14 protein-coding genes are annotated in these 13,525 nt (G+C 76.5%); 6 read left to right on the top strand and 8 right to left on the bottom strand.

Features of this window, described 5'->3' with window-relative positions; all coding sequences use genetic code 11:
* Window positions 1-146: 146 nt before the first annotated feature.
* Window positions 147-497 carry a helix-turn-helix transcriptional regulator gene (locus tag Ae717Ps2_RS08395; protein WP_020627231.1) on the bottom strand — a complete coding sequence of 117 codons (351 nt, stop codon included), beginning with the start codon at window positions 495-497 and terminating at the stop codon, window positions 147-149.
* Window positions 498-583: 86 nt separating this feature from the next.
* Between Ae717Ps2_RS08395 and Ae717Ps2_RS37275 the strand changes: the two genes are divergently transcribed.
* Both Ae717Ps2_RS37275 and Ae717Ps2_RS08385 read left to right on the top strand, forming a co-directional pair.
* Window positions 584-1,606: a cation-transporting P-type ATPase gene (locus Ae717Ps2_RS37275; RefSeq protein WP_075333201.1), complete on the top strand. Its 1,023-nt coding sequence runs from the start codon at window positions 584-586 to the stop codon at window positions 1,604-1,606.
* Between the two features lie 56 nt (window positions 1,607-1,662).
* A complete protein-coding gene (locus Ae717Ps2_RS08385; protein WP_158071478.1) occupies window positions 1,663-3,321 on the top strand; it encodes an HAD-IC family P-type ATPase in 1,659 nt (552 codons plus the stop codon).
* A 100-nt stretch (window positions 3,322-3,421) separates the two neighbouring features.
* Here the strand turns inward: Ae717Ps2_RS08385 and Ae717Ps2_RS08380 are convergent, their stop codons facing one another.
* The 3 genes from Ae717Ps2_RS08380 to Ae717Ps2_RS37270 form a co-directional block, all read right to left on the bottom strand.
* Complete coding sequence (locus Ae717Ps2_RS08380) at window positions 3,422-4,075, bottom strand: vitamin K epoxide reductase family protein (protein WP_083696105.1); 654 nt, start codon at window positions 4,073-4,075, stop codon at window positions 3,422-3,424.
* On the bottom strand, window positions 4,072-4,719 hold the full coding sequence (locus tag Ae717Ps2_RS08375; RefSeq protein ID WP_020626884.1) for a thioredoxin domain-containing protein: 648 nt from the start codon (window positions 4,717-4,719) through the stop codon (window positions 4,072-4,074). Before Ae717Ps2_RS08375 ends, Ae717Ps2_RS08380 begins: the two co-directional genes overlap by 4 nt.
* A gap of 82 nt (window positions 4,720-4,801) precedes the next feature.
* Window positions 4,802-5,140 (bottom strand): hypothetical protein, encoded by a 339-nt coding sequence (locus Ae717Ps2_RS37270; protein WP_158071477.1) that lies wholly within the window; start codon window positions 5,138-5,140, stop codon window positions 4,802-4,804.
* Window positions 5,141-5,297: 157 nt separating this feature from the next.
* Between Ae717Ps2_RS37270 and Ae717Ps2_RS37265 the strand changes: the two genes are divergently transcribed.
* Window positions 5,298-5,783, top strand: a complete 486-nt coding sequence (locus Ae717Ps2_RS37265) for a cupin domain-containing protein (RefSeq protein WP_075305620.1) — start codon at window positions 5,298-5,300, stop codon at window positions 5,781-5,783.
* A 16-nt stretch (window positions 5,784-5,799) separates the two neighbouring features.
* Here the strand turns inward: Ae717Ps2_RS37265 and Ae717Ps2_RS08360 are convergent, their stop codons facing one another.
* Genes Ae717Ps2_RS08360 through Ae717Ps2_RS08350 form a run of 3 tightly spaced genes read right to left on the bottom strand, consistent with a single transcriptional unit; the run spans window position 5,800 to window position 9,232 of the window.
* On the bottom strand, window positions 5,800-6,477 hold the full coding sequence (locus tag Ae717Ps2_RS08360; protein ID WP_233147492.1) for a response regulator transcription factor: 678 nt from the start codon (window positions 6,475-6,477) through the stop codon (window positions 5,800-5,802).
* Complete coding sequence (locus Ae717Ps2_RS08355) at window positions 6,474-7,781, bottom strand: sensor histidine kinase (protein WP_083702299.1); 1,308 nt, start codon at window positions 7,779-7,781, stop codon at window positions 6,474-6,476. The genes Ae717Ps2_RS08360 and Ae717Ps2_RS08355 overlap by 4 nt, the downstream gene beginning before the upstream one ends.
* Window positions 7,778-9,232 carry a heparan-alpha-glucosaminide N-acetyltransferase domain-containing protein gene (locus tag Ae717Ps2_RS08350; protein ID WP_139318676.1) on the bottom strand — a complete coding sequence of 485 codons (1,455 nt, stop codon included), beginning with the start codon at window positions 9,230-9,232 and terminating at the stop codon, window positions 7,778-7,780. The genes Ae717Ps2_RS08355 and Ae717Ps2_RS08350 overlap by 4 nt, the downstream gene beginning before the upstream one ends.
* Before the next feature lie 87 nt (window positions 9,233-9,319).
* On the opposite strand from Ae717Ps2_RS08350, the gene Ae717Ps2_RS08345 reads away from it, so the two are divergent.
* On the top strand, window positions 9,320-9,802 hold the full coding sequence (locus Ae717Ps2_RS08345) for a DinB family protein (RefSeq protein WP_075333199.1): 483 nt from the start codon (window positions 9,320-9,322) through the stop codon (window positions 9,800-9,802).
* A 38-nt stretch (window positions 9,803-9,840) separates the two neighbouring features.
* Here the strand turns inward: Ae717Ps2_RS08345 and Ae717Ps2_RS37260 are convergent, their stop codons facing one another.
* Window positions 9,841-11,481 carry a hypothetical protein gene (locus Ae717Ps2_RS37260; RefSeq protein ID WP_158071476.1) on the bottom strand — a complete coding sequence of 547 codons (1,641 nt, stop codon included), beginning with the start codon at window positions 11,479-11,481 and terminating at the stop codon, window positions 9,841-9,843.
* Window positions 11,482-11,771: 290 nt separating this feature from the next.
* Here Ae717Ps2_RS37260 and Ae717Ps2_RS08335 point away from each other — a divergent pair, with 290 nt between their 5' ends.
* The gene (locus Ae717Ps2_RS08335; protein ID WP_075333197.1) at window positions 11,772-12,566 is read left to right on the top strand and encodes a tetratricopeptide repeat protein; all 795 of its coding nucleotides are present in this window, start codon (window positions 11,772-11,774) and stop codon (window positions 12,564-12,566) included.
* A gap of 125 nt (window positions 12,567-12,691) precedes the next feature.
* Complete coding sequence (locus Ae717Ps2_RS08330) at window positions 12,692-13,498, top strand: enoyl-CoA hydratase/isomerase family protein (protein WP_060712599.1); 807 nt, start codon at window positions 12,692-12,694, stop codon at window positions 13,496-13,498.
* Window positions 13,499-13,525: the final 27 nt, after the last annotated feature.

Genomic DNA, 13,525 nt, shown 5'->3' with positions numbered 1-13,525 from the left:
TGACGACCGGGGTCCGGCGGGTCCGCCGGAGCGGGGCCACCCCTGCGGCGCCCGGGTGTCGCGCCGGGCCGTCGGGGCGCCGGGCGGACGGGGCGTGCCGGCACGGTCCGGACGCGGACGGCCCGGGGGCACCGGACCCGGCGGCGTCACGCGCTCCCCCGGTCGCGGACGGCGTCCGGCCCGCGACGGCGGTCCTGCGCGGCCACCACGGTGCGGACCACCTCGACCATGCCGGCGTCGGCGATGACGTAGATCTGGTGGCGGCCCTCGCGACGGGCCCGGACCAGCCCGGCGAGCTTGAGCTTCGCCAGGTGCTGGCTCACCGCCGCCACCGGCTGGCCGAGGACCGCGGCGAGCGTGCCGACGTCACGCGGGCCGTCGGCGAGCAGCCAGACGATCTGCAGCCGCGAGGTCGCGGCGAGCATCCCGAACGCCGCGGCCGCGTCGGCCAGCAGCTCGGGGTCGAGGGGCTGCGGGCCCTCGGGGGCGGTCTCCACCGGACCTCCAGACAGTTGCGTCACTTACGCAACTGTTACCGTACCGGGCGGTGCCGGACGCGGTGCCGGGGACCGGAGGAGCACCGTTGGACCGGACGATCGGACGCGACGGTGCCGCGGCGCGGCCACCACCCGCACCCGCCGGTCCGCCCGCCACGCCCGGCGAGCCCGCGCTGCGGCACTGGGCGGACGCCGACGCGTTCGCGCTGTTCCGGGGCCTGGAGTCCTCGCGCCGCGGACTCTGTGAGGACACCGCCGCGCTGCGGCTGCACGTCCACGGCGACAACGCCGCCGACGCCGTCCGACGCACGGGCGCGACCGCCCGTGCCCGCCGCGCGCTCGCCGGCCCGTTCTCCGGCCTGATGACGGTGCTCGGGGTGCTGCTCGCCGTCGCCGGCAGCCCCGGCAGCGCGACGCTGGTGCTCGTGGTCGCCGCGCTCGGCGTCGTGCTGCGCCTGTGGCACGCCGTCCGCAGCGACCGGCTCTCGCGGGAGCTGCGGGCGCACGCCGCGACCACGGTGACGGTCCGCCGCCGCCCGGCCCCCGGGACGACACCGCGGGACAGCGAGGTGCCGCCGGAGGACCTGGTGCCCGGCGACGTCGTGCTGCTCGGCGCGGGCGACCCCGTCCCGGCCGACGCGCGGCTGCTGCGCGCCCGGGACCTGCTGGTCGACCAGTCGTCGCTGTCCGGGGAGCTGCTGCCGGTGGCGAAGGCCCCGCCGTCGTCACGGGGGCCGTCGTCACGGGGGTCGCGCCCGGCGCCGCGGCGACGGCCGTCGCGGGCCGGGTCCGACGACGGGCCGGTCACCGCGCACCCGGCGCTGCTGTTCGCCGGGAGCACCGTGGTGCGCGGCACCGCGACGGCGGTCGTGCTGGCCACCGGCGCGCACACCCACACCGAGGAGCTCGCCGGGCGCGGCCGCCGTCCCCGGCCGGAGTCGGAGGTGGACCGGGGCCTGCGGTCGGTGCGCCGGGCACTGGTGCGCTGCATGCTGCTCGCGGCGCCGCTGGTGCTGCTGGTGAACGTCGAGGTGTCCGGCGACGTGCGGCAGGCGTTGCTGTTCGCCGTCGTCGTCACGGTGGGGCTGGCCCCGAGCTGCTGCCGCTGATCGTCGGGACCACGCTGCTGCGCGGCACCACCCGACTGCGCGAGTCCGGGGTGCTGGTGACCCGCCCGGAGGCCATCCACGACCTCGGGTCGATCGACGTCGCCTGCCTGGACAAGACCGGCACGCTCACCGAGGACCGGGTGGTGTTCACCCACTCCATCGACGTCGACGGCCGTCCCGAACCCGCCCCGGCGGACGCGGCGGCGGTCGCGGTGCGTTTCCAGACCACCCCGCGCGACTGCCTCGACGACGCCATGGCCGCCGCCGACCGGGACGGGTCGGCGCTGCTGGCCCACGGCCTGCTCACCCGGGTCGAGGAGCTGCCGTTCGACCACTCCCGTCGCCGCTCCGCGGTGGTGCTGCGCGACGCGCACGACCCCGGTGAGCTGGTGATCGTGCGCGGTGACCCGGACACGGTGCTCCCCCGCTGCACCCGGGTCGCGCGCGCGGGCGGGCCCGTCGAGCTGACCGCGTCGCTGCGGGCCGCGGCCGCCGACGCGGTGGCCGGGCACCGCGCGACCGGGCTGCGGGTCGTCGCCGTCGCCACCCGGCGGACGCCCCTGCTGCGGCCGCTCGGCGCCGGTGACGACGACGACCCCGAGCGCGACCTGCTGCTGCTGGGCTTCGTCGGGATGGTCGACCCGGTGCGGGAGTCCGCGGCCCGTGCGGTGGAGCGCTTCGCCGAGCAGGGTGTCGCGGTGAAGGTCCTGACCGGCGACGACACCGCGGTCGCCGAGCAGGTGTGCGCGCGGGCCGGGATCGCCGTGACCGGAGTCCTCGACGGCGCCGCGCTGGACGGGCTCAACGACGTCGCGCTGGCCCGCGCGGTGGAGCGCACCACCTTGTTCACCCGGCTCGGACCGCTGCAGAAGGAGCGGGTCGTGGGCGCGCTGCAGGCCCGCGGGCACACCGTCGGGTTCCTCGGCGACGGCCTCAACGACGTCGGCGCGCTGCGGATCGCCGACGTCGGGATCGGCGTCGACGGGGCGGTGCCCGCCGCGCGGGCGGCCGCGGACATCGTGCTGGCCGACCGCAGCCCCGACGTCGTCGTCTCCGCGGTCGAGGAGGGCAGGCGGACCCTGGGCCGCGCCACCCGCTACCTGACCGTGACCGCCGCGCTGAACGTCGGCAACACGCTGTCGGTGCTGGTCGCCTCGGCGGTGCTGCCGTTCCTGCCGCTGCTGCCCGCGCAGCTGCTGCTGCAGGGCGTGCTGTTCGGCGTGGCCGCGCTCTCGCTGTCGTTCGACCGGGTGGAGCCGGGGTGGACGGCGCGGCCCCGGCGCTGGGACACCCGCGGGATGCTCTGGTTCATGGCGGTCCTGGGGCCGCTGGCCTCGGCGTTCGACCTGGTCACGTTCTGGGCGGTGTGGCGCTTCCTGGGGCTGGACACCCCGCAGGAGCAGGCGGTGTTCCAGGCCGTCTGGTTCTCCGAGGGCATGCTGTCCCAGGTCCTGGTGCTGCTCCTGCTGCGGACCAGGGCGGGACGCGCGTCGCGGCCGGTGGTGGCGACGGTGTGCGCCGTCGTGCTCGCCGGGCTCGCGGTGCCCTACACCCCGCTCGCCCCCCTGTTCGGGATGGCGGCGCCGCCGCCCGCGGTGTGGCCGCTGCTGGCGGCCGTCGTGCTGCCGTTCCTGGCCTGCGTGGCCGCGATCCGGCCGCTGTACCTGCGTCACGTGCTGGGGATCGACGCCGCGGACCTCCGCCGGGAGCGCTGACCGTCGCGGGGCCGGGGACGTGCGTCCCCGGCCCCGCGGACCGGTTCGGAGCAACCCAGAGCAACCCAGAGCAGCTCAGGAGCGGCTCGGAGCGGCTCGGTCAGAGCAGCGAGGACCAGTAGGTCCAGAAGCGCTGCAGGATCAGCGCCGCGATCACCAGGAACCACAGCACGACCGGCACCGCGTGGTAGCCGGCGATCCGGGCGTGCAGCGCACGCGCGCCGCCGCCGAGGGCGTCCAGGGTCGCGAGCAGCGAGTACCAGAAGATCGGGATCGTCACGACCCACACGACCATGCAGTACGGGCAGAGCGCGCCGATCCGGTACAGGCTCTGGACGATCAGGTAGTGCACGAACACGACGCCGAGCGCGGACCCGACGGTCAGCCCCACCCACCACCAGCGCGGGAAGCGGGCCCCGGCCAGCAGGGCCACACCCGTCGTCACCACGACCGCGAACGCCCCGATCCCGAGCAGCGGGTTCGGGAACCCGAAGAACGCCGCCTGCGGGGTCGTCATGACCGACCCGCAGGACAGCACCGGGTTGATGCTGCACGACGGCGTGTAGCTCGGGTCCATCAGCAGTTCGATGCGCTCGACGGTCAGTGTGAACGCCGAGACCAGCCCCAGCACGCCGCCGACGACGAGCAGCCACGGTAGGAACCGCGGCACCGGCCCCGGCACGGCCGAGGTATCGGGGGTGACGCGGGAGAACTCCTCGGTCCGTGCCGCGGAGGGCGCCGCCGGGACGCTCATCGGTTCACCGCGGCGTCGAGGGCGTCGGTGATGTCCTGCACCGAGCGGAGCTGCACCTTCTCGCCGTTGACGAAGATCGTCGGGGTGCCCTCGACGCCCGCGGCGGTCCCGGCGTCCTTGTCGGCCTGGATCTTCGCGGCGGTCGCCGGGTCGGCGATCGCGGCGTCGTAGGCGTTCAGGTCGAGGCCGAGGTCCTGGGCGTAGCCGCGGAACACCGTCGCCGCGTCCGGGGACTCGGACCAGTCGCGCTGGGTCTGGAACAGCCGCTCGTACATCGGGTGGAACGCGCCCTGGGCGCGGGCGGCCTCACCGGCGAGTGCCGCCGCCTCGGCGTTCTGGTGCATCGGCAGCGGGAAGTTGCGGAACACGAACTGCACGCGGTCGCCGTACTGCGCCACCAGCTGGTCCATGATCGGCTGGACCTGGCCGCAGGCGGGGCACTGGAAGTCGGCGAACTCGACCAGGGTGGCCGAGGCGTTCGGGGCGTCGTTGAGGCGGGCGGCGTCGGCGGTGACGAGGCTGTCGGGCGTGCCGGCGGCGGCGCCGGTCTCCGGGGTGTCGGGGCGCGTCGCGAACAGCAGGGCGGCCACGATCAGCGCGAACGCGCCGAGGGCGGCCAGGGAGATCTTCACGTTGCGGGTCATCGGGAGTCTTCCTCCACGGGGCCCGGCACGGTGGCCGGGTCGGAACGGGTGCGGGGACACGGTGGCGGGGTGACCGCACGCCTCAGTTGCGGTCCACGCAGAGGTGCTCCACCGGCGACGGCGCGCACAGGGTCCGTTCCGGTGCGGTGGGTGGCGCGACGCCCGCGTGCCCGGAGGGCAGGACGGAGACGACGGCGACCGGGACCAGCGTGGGGACCGGCACGTCGTCGTCGCGGCGGGGGGCCTGCTCGCAGTCCCCCGGGTGCAGCAGCGTGAGCGGGTGCTGCGAGCAGTCCGAGCCGACGACGACCGCCGGCGCGGCGCCGTGGCCGCCCGAGGCGGTGGCGACGGCGGGTCCCGCGCAGAGCACCAGGGCCAGGACCAGCAACGTCAGCGGGGCGAGGACGCGCACGTGCCTCACCCCACCTCTCCGCTCCGGCCACGGCCGGACGCCTCCGGCAGCGTCGGTGACGATACCGAGGGGCGCTCGCCGCCCCGGCGCTCCCCCACGGCCCCGCGCGGGCGGTGACCGGCCACAGCGCCGGGACGCCCGGTCATCGGTCCGCTACGTTCGGTGCGTGAGCTTTCCCGAGCCCGGCGCGGTGTGGCGCCCCGCCGCGACCACCGAGCGCGCCGTGACCTCCCCGACCGGCTCGTGGACCCGGTTCGCCGCGCCCGGCACGGAGGTCGGTGGCGGGTTCGGCCTGTTCGAGTCGTGGATCCCGGCGGACTCCCCCGGTGCGCTGCCGCACCTGCACACCGGGTTCACCGAGAGCTTCTACGTCCTCGACGGCGCGCTGCGGATCATGACCGGCGAGACCTGGACCGAGGCCGGACCGGGTGACCTGGTGCACGTCCCGCACCGGGGCGTGCACGCGTTCCGCACCGGCCCGGACAGCGACGCGCGGTTCCTCATCCTGTTCGTGCCCGGCGCGCCGCGGGAACGCTACTTCCGGGGGCTGGCGGAGTTCGCCGCACGGGCGACACCGCCGTCGCCGGAGGAGGTCGACGCGTTCGCGCTGACCTGCGACCAGGTCAACCTGCGCGACCACCCGGGCTTCTGAGCGGGGCGGCCGGGGCTCAGCTGACCAGACCCGCCCGGAACGCCAGCGCGACGAGCTGGACGCGGTCACGCGACTGCGTTTTGGCGAGCAGGTGCCCGATGTGGGTCTTCACCGTCGCCTCGGAGACGACGAGGTCGGCCCGGATCTCGGCGTTCGACCGGCCGTTGCCGACGAGGACGAGCACCTCCCGCTCCCGCGGGGTCAGCTCGGCGAGCGCGGCGACGGCGTCCACCGACGGCTCCGCGGCGGCCGGCTCGGGCGCGGTGAGCAGCGGCCGGGTGGCGCGCAGCAGCCGCCGGGTGGAGACGGGGTCGACGACCGAGTCGCCGCGGTGCACGGTGCGGACGGCCTCGATGAGGTCCTGCGGGGACACGTCCTTGAGCAGGAAGCCGCTGGCACCGGCGGCGATGGCCTCGGTGACGGACTCGTCGAGGTCGAAGGTGGTCAGCACCAGGACCCGCACCCCGGGGTGCTCGGCGACGACCCGGCGGGTTGCGGCGATGCCGTCGAGGCGGGGCATCCGCACGTCCATCAGCACGACGTCGACCTCGGTGCGGTCCAGCTCGGCGAGTGCGGCCTCGCCGTCGCCGGCCTGGGCGACGACGGCGAGGTCGTCGCAGGAGTCGAGCACCATCGCGAAGCCGGTGCGGACCAGCTCCTGGTCGTCGACGAGCATCAGTCGTACGGGGTTCACCGTTCTCCTCGGGCCGGGGGTGTGAGGGGCAGACGCAGCCGGACCGTCCAGCCGCCGTCGGCGCGCGGTCCGGCCTCGACCGAGCCGCCGTGCAGAGCGGCGCGCTCCCGCATGCCGGTCAGGCCGTGCCCGCCGCGCGGCGGGGTGGGGACGGGGCCGCGGGCGCCCTCGTCGTGGACGCGCACGGTCAGCTCGTCGGGGGTCCACCGCAGCTCGACGTGGGTGGGCACGCCGGTCCCCGCGTGCTTGATGACGTTGGTCAGCGACTCCTGCACGATCCGGTAGACGGTCAGGCCGGGCCCGGTCGGGAGCTCCCGCTGGGTGCCGACGGTCCGCAGGTCCACCGGCAGCCCGCCGGTGCGGACCTGCTCGACGAGTGCGGGGACGTCGCCGACGCCGGGCTGCGGACGCGCCGGGTCGGTGTCGGTGCCGTCGTCCGGGCCGGTGTCGCGCAGCATCGACAGCAGACCGCGGACGTCGGACAGCGCGGAACGGCCGGTCGTCGCGATGCCGGCGAGCACCTCGACGGCCTTCGCCGGGTCGCGCTGCGCGGCGAACTGGCCGCCGTCGGCCTGGGCGATGATCCCGGACAGCGAGTGGGCGACGACGTCGTGCACCTCGCGGGAGATCCGCGACCGCTCGGCCAGCAGCTCGAGGCGGACCTCCTGGCGGCGGCTCTCCTCCAGCAGCCGGTTGCGTTCGCGCAGGTCGAGGGTCCGGCGGTGGGCGGCGCGGCGCAGCGACCCGAGCAGCCACACCAGCAGCGGGACCGTCGCCATCGCCCCGATCAGGGCCAGCGCCACCAGCGGCGTCATGTCCGGGGAGGCGAACAGGAACGCCGGACCGCGGGCCACGAACGGTCCGAGCACCCCCACCATGAGCACGACCAGCGCCAGCCAGCCCGCCCAGCGGGGCCCGTAGGCCACGGCCGAGTACCCCATGACCAGCGACGGCAGCAGGAACGCGGCCATCGTGCCGGGCAGCCCGAAGGTACAGACCAGCGCGACGACCGCGGTCGCGATCGCGGCCGGCATCGGGTACACCCGGCGCAGCGGGACGGGCAGCGACGCCAGCACGGAGACGACCAGCGCCTCGATCCGCATGTCCGAGCGGACGCCCTTGCCCTCCAGTGTCCAGCTGACCGCGACCCAGATGAGCAGGGCGGCCAGCACGGCGTCGACGACGACGGGGTTGCGCCGGCCGAGTGCCACCGCACGTTCGACGAGGGTCGGGGCCTCCGAGGGCGACGAGCGCAGCGCGGGCAGCCGGCGCACGGCGTCCCGCAGCCGTGTCGCGGTGCTCATCGCGTCTCCTCCCGGCCGGGACGGGCCTGTGGCACCTGTCGCGCCGGCCGCGCAGGCCCCGTGGTCGATGATGTCCGATACCCGATCGTGTCGGCCGCCCGGCCCGCCGTCGCGCTGTCCATGTCCCCAGCCTCGCGCGGGGCGGCCGCGCGAGGCATCGGAGCGGGGTCCGATCCCCGGTCTCCGACCGTGGGCGGAGACCCGGCGGCGCGGACGGAGACGCCGTGCACCAGTGCCTCCAGCGGACCGCGCCCGACGAGCCGGCGCCAGGTCCACGCTGTGACCACCGCCAGGCCCGCGACCAGCGCCGTCGCCGCCCACGGCGCGTCCTGCGGCCACCCGCCGAGTGCGGCGAGCAGCGCGATGTGCCCGGCGTACAGGGTCAGCGGGAGCGCGCCGGTCGCGGTGAGCGGGTCGAGCAGCCGTCCCCCGTACCGCGCGGCGAGCAGGCACAGGCCGAGCACCGCGACGGCGACCCCGGCCGCCCCGACGACGTCGAACGGGCTGCCGCTGTGCGGGGTCGCGGCGAGCAGCCAGGCGGGTGTGGTGGTGGCGACCGTGCCCAGGGCGGTGCCGCCGAGCAGCTGCAACGCGAGCTGGGCCGGGACGCCGAGCCGGTCGGCGACGGGCGCGACCGATGCCAGGAGCGCGTCGCGCCCACCCAGGACGTCCAGCGCCAGCCAGGACCCGCCGTAGCCGAGCACCGCGCCGGCGGCCCCGCCGGCGACCAGCCGGGTGCCCGCGGTGCGCAGGTCGAGCCGGCCGAGCGCCATCCCGAGCAGCAGGAACGGCATCCAGGTCAGGACGGGGTAGGCGCCGCTGAGCAGCACCGTGTCGAGCGCGTGGAGCAGGCCGGCGGGCGAGATGAGGTCGGACAGCTGCACGGTCGCGCCGAGCACCGTCCGGCCGCCGGCGTCGGGGGTGGACCCGAACCGGGCACGCAGCACCCAGGACAGCAGTGGCCCGGCGACGGCCCAGACCGCGGCGGCGACCGCGAGCGCCCGGGCCGGCGCGAACAGCACCGGCAGGAGCAGCCAGAACAGCACCCCGTAGACGACGAGGATGACCATCGGTCCACTGCTGATCTCGGCCAGGAGCAGCCCGAGGACCACCAGCAGCAGTCCCCGCACCGCGATCCGGCGGCGCAGCCACGCCCGGTTCCGCGCGGTCGGCGCGGCGAGGACGGGCGCGGCCATCAGGGTCAGCGACACCCCGCCGAGCACCGCGAACAGCACCGCGGCGCGCCCGGTGACCGCCTGCACCAGCCAGCTCGACCCCGCGGCGACGGCGACGTGCGCGACGATCATGCCGAGGACCGCGAGACCGCGGGCGGCGTCGAGGCCGGCCACCCGGGTCCGCCCGGCCCGGTGCCGGCCGCGCGGCCACGACCCGCTGTCCGGTCGGGCGGGTGGCACCTGCGGTGGGCCGGGAATCCGGTCTGTCGTGCTCATGCTGCAACGGTGCGGGCCCGGGCCGGCCGGGCGCGTCGGAGCGGGGAACGATCTGCGCCGTCCGACCACGGTCGTACGGTCGCTCCCATGAGCGATCCCTTCGCGGTAATGGTCGGCGACGAGCGGACCCAGCTGACGGCGTTCGTCGAGGAGTACCGGACGCTGATCGCCGGCCTTCTCGACGGGCTGACCGAGGAGCAGGCGCGACGGCGGCTGGTCCCGTCGGCGACGACGCTGCTGGGGCTGGTCCGGCACGCCGCGTTCATGGAGACGGTGTGGTTCGGCATCGGGGTCCACGGCGCGACGCGCGCGGAGCTCGGCATCCCCGAGACCGTGGAGGAGTCGTTCCTGCCCCGTGACGACGAGACCATCGGCTCGGTCCGGGACCACTACCTGCGGGTGTGCGAGCGTTCCCGCGGCGCGGTGGCCGGGCTGGCGCTCGACGATACCGTGACCGGACGCGGGTACCCGATCACGGTCCGCTGGCTGCTGCTGCAGGTGCTGCGGGAGCTGGCCCACCACTGCGGGCACGCCGACATCCTGCGGGAGCAGATCCTGGCGGCGGGCTGAGTCGCCCGCCGCCGCCACGTCCGTCGGTCCCGGGCGGGTCAGGCCCCGGGGCCGGCCGGGGCCGTCGGTGCGGCCCCACCACCCGCGGCCCCACCACCCGCGGTGCCGCCGCTCGCGGTGCCGCCACTCGGAGAACCGCCACCCGCGCTGCCGACCGCCGGCGGGTGTCCGGTCGACGGGCCGCCGGTGCCAGGGCCGGATCCGGGGCCGGTCGCGTCCGGGACCCCGTTCCCGGTCCCCGTGCCGGATCCCGTCCCTGCTCCCGGTCCCGGGCCCGACGCGGGCCCGGCTCCCGCCGGGGGCGCCGGGGCCGGTGCGGCTCCGGTACCGGAGGGCTGTCCCGTGCCAGTGCCGCCGGAGCCCGACGGGGTCGTGCCGGCGCCGGGCGTGCCGGGCCCGGCCGGGCTCGTGCCGCCGGGTGGGGTGCCGGGTGCCCCCGGGGTCGTCCCCCCGGCGGGCGCGCCCGGAGCGGCCGGACCGGTCCCGCCCGGAGCCGCCGCTCCGCCCGGAGCCGGGGCAGCCGGTGCCACCCGGCCGCCCGCCGCCGGTCCGCCCGGAGCCGGCGGAGCGACGGGTGCCGCCGGTGCGCGGCCGCCGCCCGGTGCCGGGCGCTGTGCCGCGCTCGATGCCGGGAGCTGTGTCGCGGGACCGGCCCGCCGCTCGTCCGGGCCCGCGGCCGGGTCCGGGCGGGACGCGCGGTCGGGATCCGGGTCGGCCCGGTACCGCTCCGGCGAGGCGGCCCGGTCAGGCGCCCCGTCACCGGAGGAGACCCCGGGCATCGGGACCAGGGGTCCCGGCCCCCCGGGGAGACCCGCGGTCACCCCGTCCGGGCGGGTCACCGCCGTCGGGTCGGTCGCGCCGGGCCAGCCTGCGCCGTCGCTCTGCTCCGACACCAGCGCGACCGCGCCCGCGGCCGCACCGGCGGCCGCCAGCAGGGATCCGACCAGTACCACTGCCGTGAGCCGGGGCGTCGCGCGCGGCCCGACCGCGGGGACACCGGGCAGGGTCGGGTGAGGGCCGGTCGGCGGTGGCAGCGAGCGGGCGCCGTCGGGCGGTGGGACGGGCGTCGCTCCGGGCACGTTCGGCCCGGCGATGCCCGGCGCAGCGGCAGCGGGCGCCGTGGATCCCGGTCCCGCGGCAGCCGTCGACGCAGCGGCCGCCGCCCCAGCAACCGTCGCCCCAGCAACCGTCGCCCCAGCAGGGGTCGACGCAGCCGGGGTCGACGCAGCAGAGGTTGCTTCGACGGAGGCGGGCGCAGCGGAGGCCGGGCCGGCTTCTGCGGTGCTCTCCCGATCACGGTCGGACGTGCCGGAATCCGGCGCAGCGCCCGTCGCGGTGGGCACCTCGGCGGTGAGCACCGGACCCGCGGTCGCGGGGTCGTCGGAGGACGGTGCGGCGGCCTCCGGCACCGCACGGGGCGGCGTCACGCCGGCCCCGAACGCCTCGATGCCCGGAGGACCGGGCTCGTCCGCGGGCGGGGCGACGAGCGGCGCCACCCCCAGGAAGGGCGACGTCGGCCGCAGCGGGGGCCGTGGAGGCGGCGGGCGGAAGAGCCGGCGCACCGGCCGGTCCACTCGGTCACCGGCGACGGGGTCGGCGCCGGTGTCTGGACGCCGCACCGCCCCTGCGTCGTCCGCGACCTCACCATCGGTGTGGTCGGCGTCCCCCTGCCTCGACACGAGGTCCCCTCTCCGCACGGCGTTCACGCGATTGTCGAGCCCACGGACACCGCACTCCAGGTGCCGCGACGACCGTGCACCCGTTCGGGATCGCCGACCGCACGGCCGAGTGACCCCACGGACGGTCCGCGCGCTCGCTGTCACACACAGTGACGAAAGAACGAGTCTTTTCCTCGAACACCCCTCCGGGGTGCGCGTTGATCCCGATAACGAGTACGCTCCGTTACTGGCGAGTGGGCCGTTCGAGTGATCATGGCTCGTTCGCGGAGTACGGGGGGGTCGGGTTGTTCATGACCGAGCGGAGGGTGACCGTCCCCCTGCGCGAGGACCTGCGCGCCCGTCACGACAGCGCCGCGACCGACGTGCGCACCGCGGGACGTCGGGGCGACATGCCCGCGCTGCTGGACGCCACCCGTCGCGCCCAGCAGGTCCTCACCGCCGCCCGTCGCGACCTGGGTCCGGACGACCCCGACACGCTCGTCGCCGAGGGGACCCTCGCCGTCGCGCTGCTGCTCGGCTACGACCGCACCGGCGGGCTGGAGCTCGCCACCCGCAACCTCGCCGCCCGCGAGGCACTGCTCGGCCCGGACCATCCGGCCTCACTCGCGGCCGCCGACGCCGTGGCCGCGGCCCACCGGGAGACCGGCGACGCCCAGGAGGCGGTCCGCCGGCACGAGGACGTGGTCACCCGGCGGACACGGGTGCTCGGTGAGACCCATCCCTGCACGATCGCCTCCCGCGCCGCGGTGGCGATCGCGCGTGCCGACACCGGCGACCTGCGCGGCGCGGCCGGCCTGCTCGCCGCGACGCTCGAGGTCGCCGAGCGGGCGCTCGGCGACGGGCACGCGGTGACCGACGACGTGCGGGAGCTGCTCGCCGACTGCCGCGCCGCCGACGCCGCGGAGCGCGCTGCGGAGCCGACCGGGGAGCCCGACCCGCCGACCGGCGTCCTCCCCCGGATGCGCCGTCCGCCCGAGGACGCCGAGCCCCCGACCGAGGTCCTCCCCCGGACCCCGGACCCGCGCGAGGACACTCTCCCGATCGTCTTCGACCGGCCCTCCGGCCCGCTGCGCGTCGTGCGCTGAGCGGCCCGACGGGCTCGGGCCCGCCGGTGCAGAGTGGCCACGGGGCGGGCGACGTCGTCGTGGCCGGGGTCGCGCACGCCCTCGACCCCTCGACACGCTCTGCCCGCAGCCCCCGGAGGACCCCCATGACCCTCGATCCGAGCACCTACACCCAGCTGCGGTTCGAGCGCCGCGACGACGGCGTCCTGCTCATCACCATCGACAACCCGGCGAAGTACAACGCCGCCGACGAGGTCCTGCACGGCGAGCTCGCGCGGGTCTGGCGGGACGTGTCCGCCGACGCCGCCACCCGGGTCGCGGTGATCACCGGGGCCGGGAAGGCGTTCTCCGCGGGCGGCGACCTCGGCATGGTCGAGCGGATGGCCGGCGACCACGAACGCGTCTCCCACATGCTCCGGGAGATGTCCGACCTGGTCTGGAACATCATCGACTGCGAGAAGCCGGTCGTGTCGGCGATCAACGGCGTCGCCGTCGGCGCCGGGGTGGTCGTCGCGCTGCTCGCCGACATCGCGATCGCCGCCGAGGACGCGAAGCTGGGCGACGGCCACGTGAAGCTCGGCGTCGCCGCCGGGGACCACGCCGCGATCATCTGGCCGCTGCTGGCCGGGATGGCGAAGGCCCGCTACTACCTGCTGACCGGCGAGATGGTCACCGGCGCCGAGGCCGAGCGGCTGGGGATGGTCGCGAAGGCGGTGCCGCGCGACCAGGTCCTCGACGAGGCGCTGCGGGTCGCGCACGCCCTGGGCACCGGCTCCCAGCAGGCCATCCGGCTCACCAAGCGGGCGTTGAACTCGTGGCTGCGCAGCGCGGGACCGGCCTTCGAGCAGTCCGCCGCCTACGAGATGCTGACCTTCATGGGCCCCGACGTGGTGGAGGGCGCCGCCGCGCTGCGCGAGAAGCGTCCCCCCGACTTCCCCTCGGCACGGGGCTGAGCCTGGTGCAGGGTGGGTGCACGCGCG

Origin of the sequence: Pseudonocardia sp. Ae717_Ps2 (genome assembly GCF_001932475.1) — a bacterium.
In the GTDB taxonomy this organism is placed as follows: domain Bacteria; phylum Actinomycetota; class Actinomycetes; order Mycobacteriales; family Pseudonocardiaceae; genus Pseudonocardia.
Note: the sequence above shows the minus strand (reverse complement) of the source record. Positions and strands in the feature narration are given on the sequence as shown.

What these genes read in the sequence shown, in the direction of transcription:
- Ae717Ps2_RS08335 (WP_075333197.1), top strand. Translation starts at nt 11,772, where the DNA reads ATGACCGAGCGGAGGGTGACCGTCCCCCTGCGCGAGGACCTGCGCGCC.
- Ae717Ps2_RS08330 (WP_060712599.1), top strand. Translation starts at nt 12,692, where the DNA reads ATGACCCTCGATCCGAGCACCTACACCCAGCTGCGGTTCGAGCGCCGC.
- Ae717Ps2_RS08350 (WP_139318676.1), bottom strand. Translation starts at nt 9,232, where the DNA reads ATGAGCACGACAGACCGGATTCCCGGCCCACCGCAGGTGCCACCCGCC.
- Ae717Ps2_RS08355 (WP_083702299.1), bottom strand. Translation starts at nt 7,781, where the DNA reads ATGAGCACCGCGACACGGCTGCGGGACGCCGTGCGCCGGCTGCCCGCG.
- Ae717Ps2_RS08345 (WP_075333199.1), top strand. Translation starts at nt 9,320, where the DNA reads ATGAGCGATCCCTTCGCGGTAATGGTCGGCGACGAGCGGACCCAGCTG.
- Ae717Ps2_RS08375 (WP_020626884.1), bottom strand. Translation starts at nt 4,719, where the DNA reads ATGACCCGCAACGTGAAGATCTCCCTGGCCGCCCTCGGCGCGTTCGCG.
- Ae717Ps2_RS08380 (WP_083696105.1), bottom strand. Translation starts at nt 4,075, where the DNA reads ATGAGCGTCCCGGCGGCGCCCTCCGCGGCACGGACCGAGGAGTTCTCC.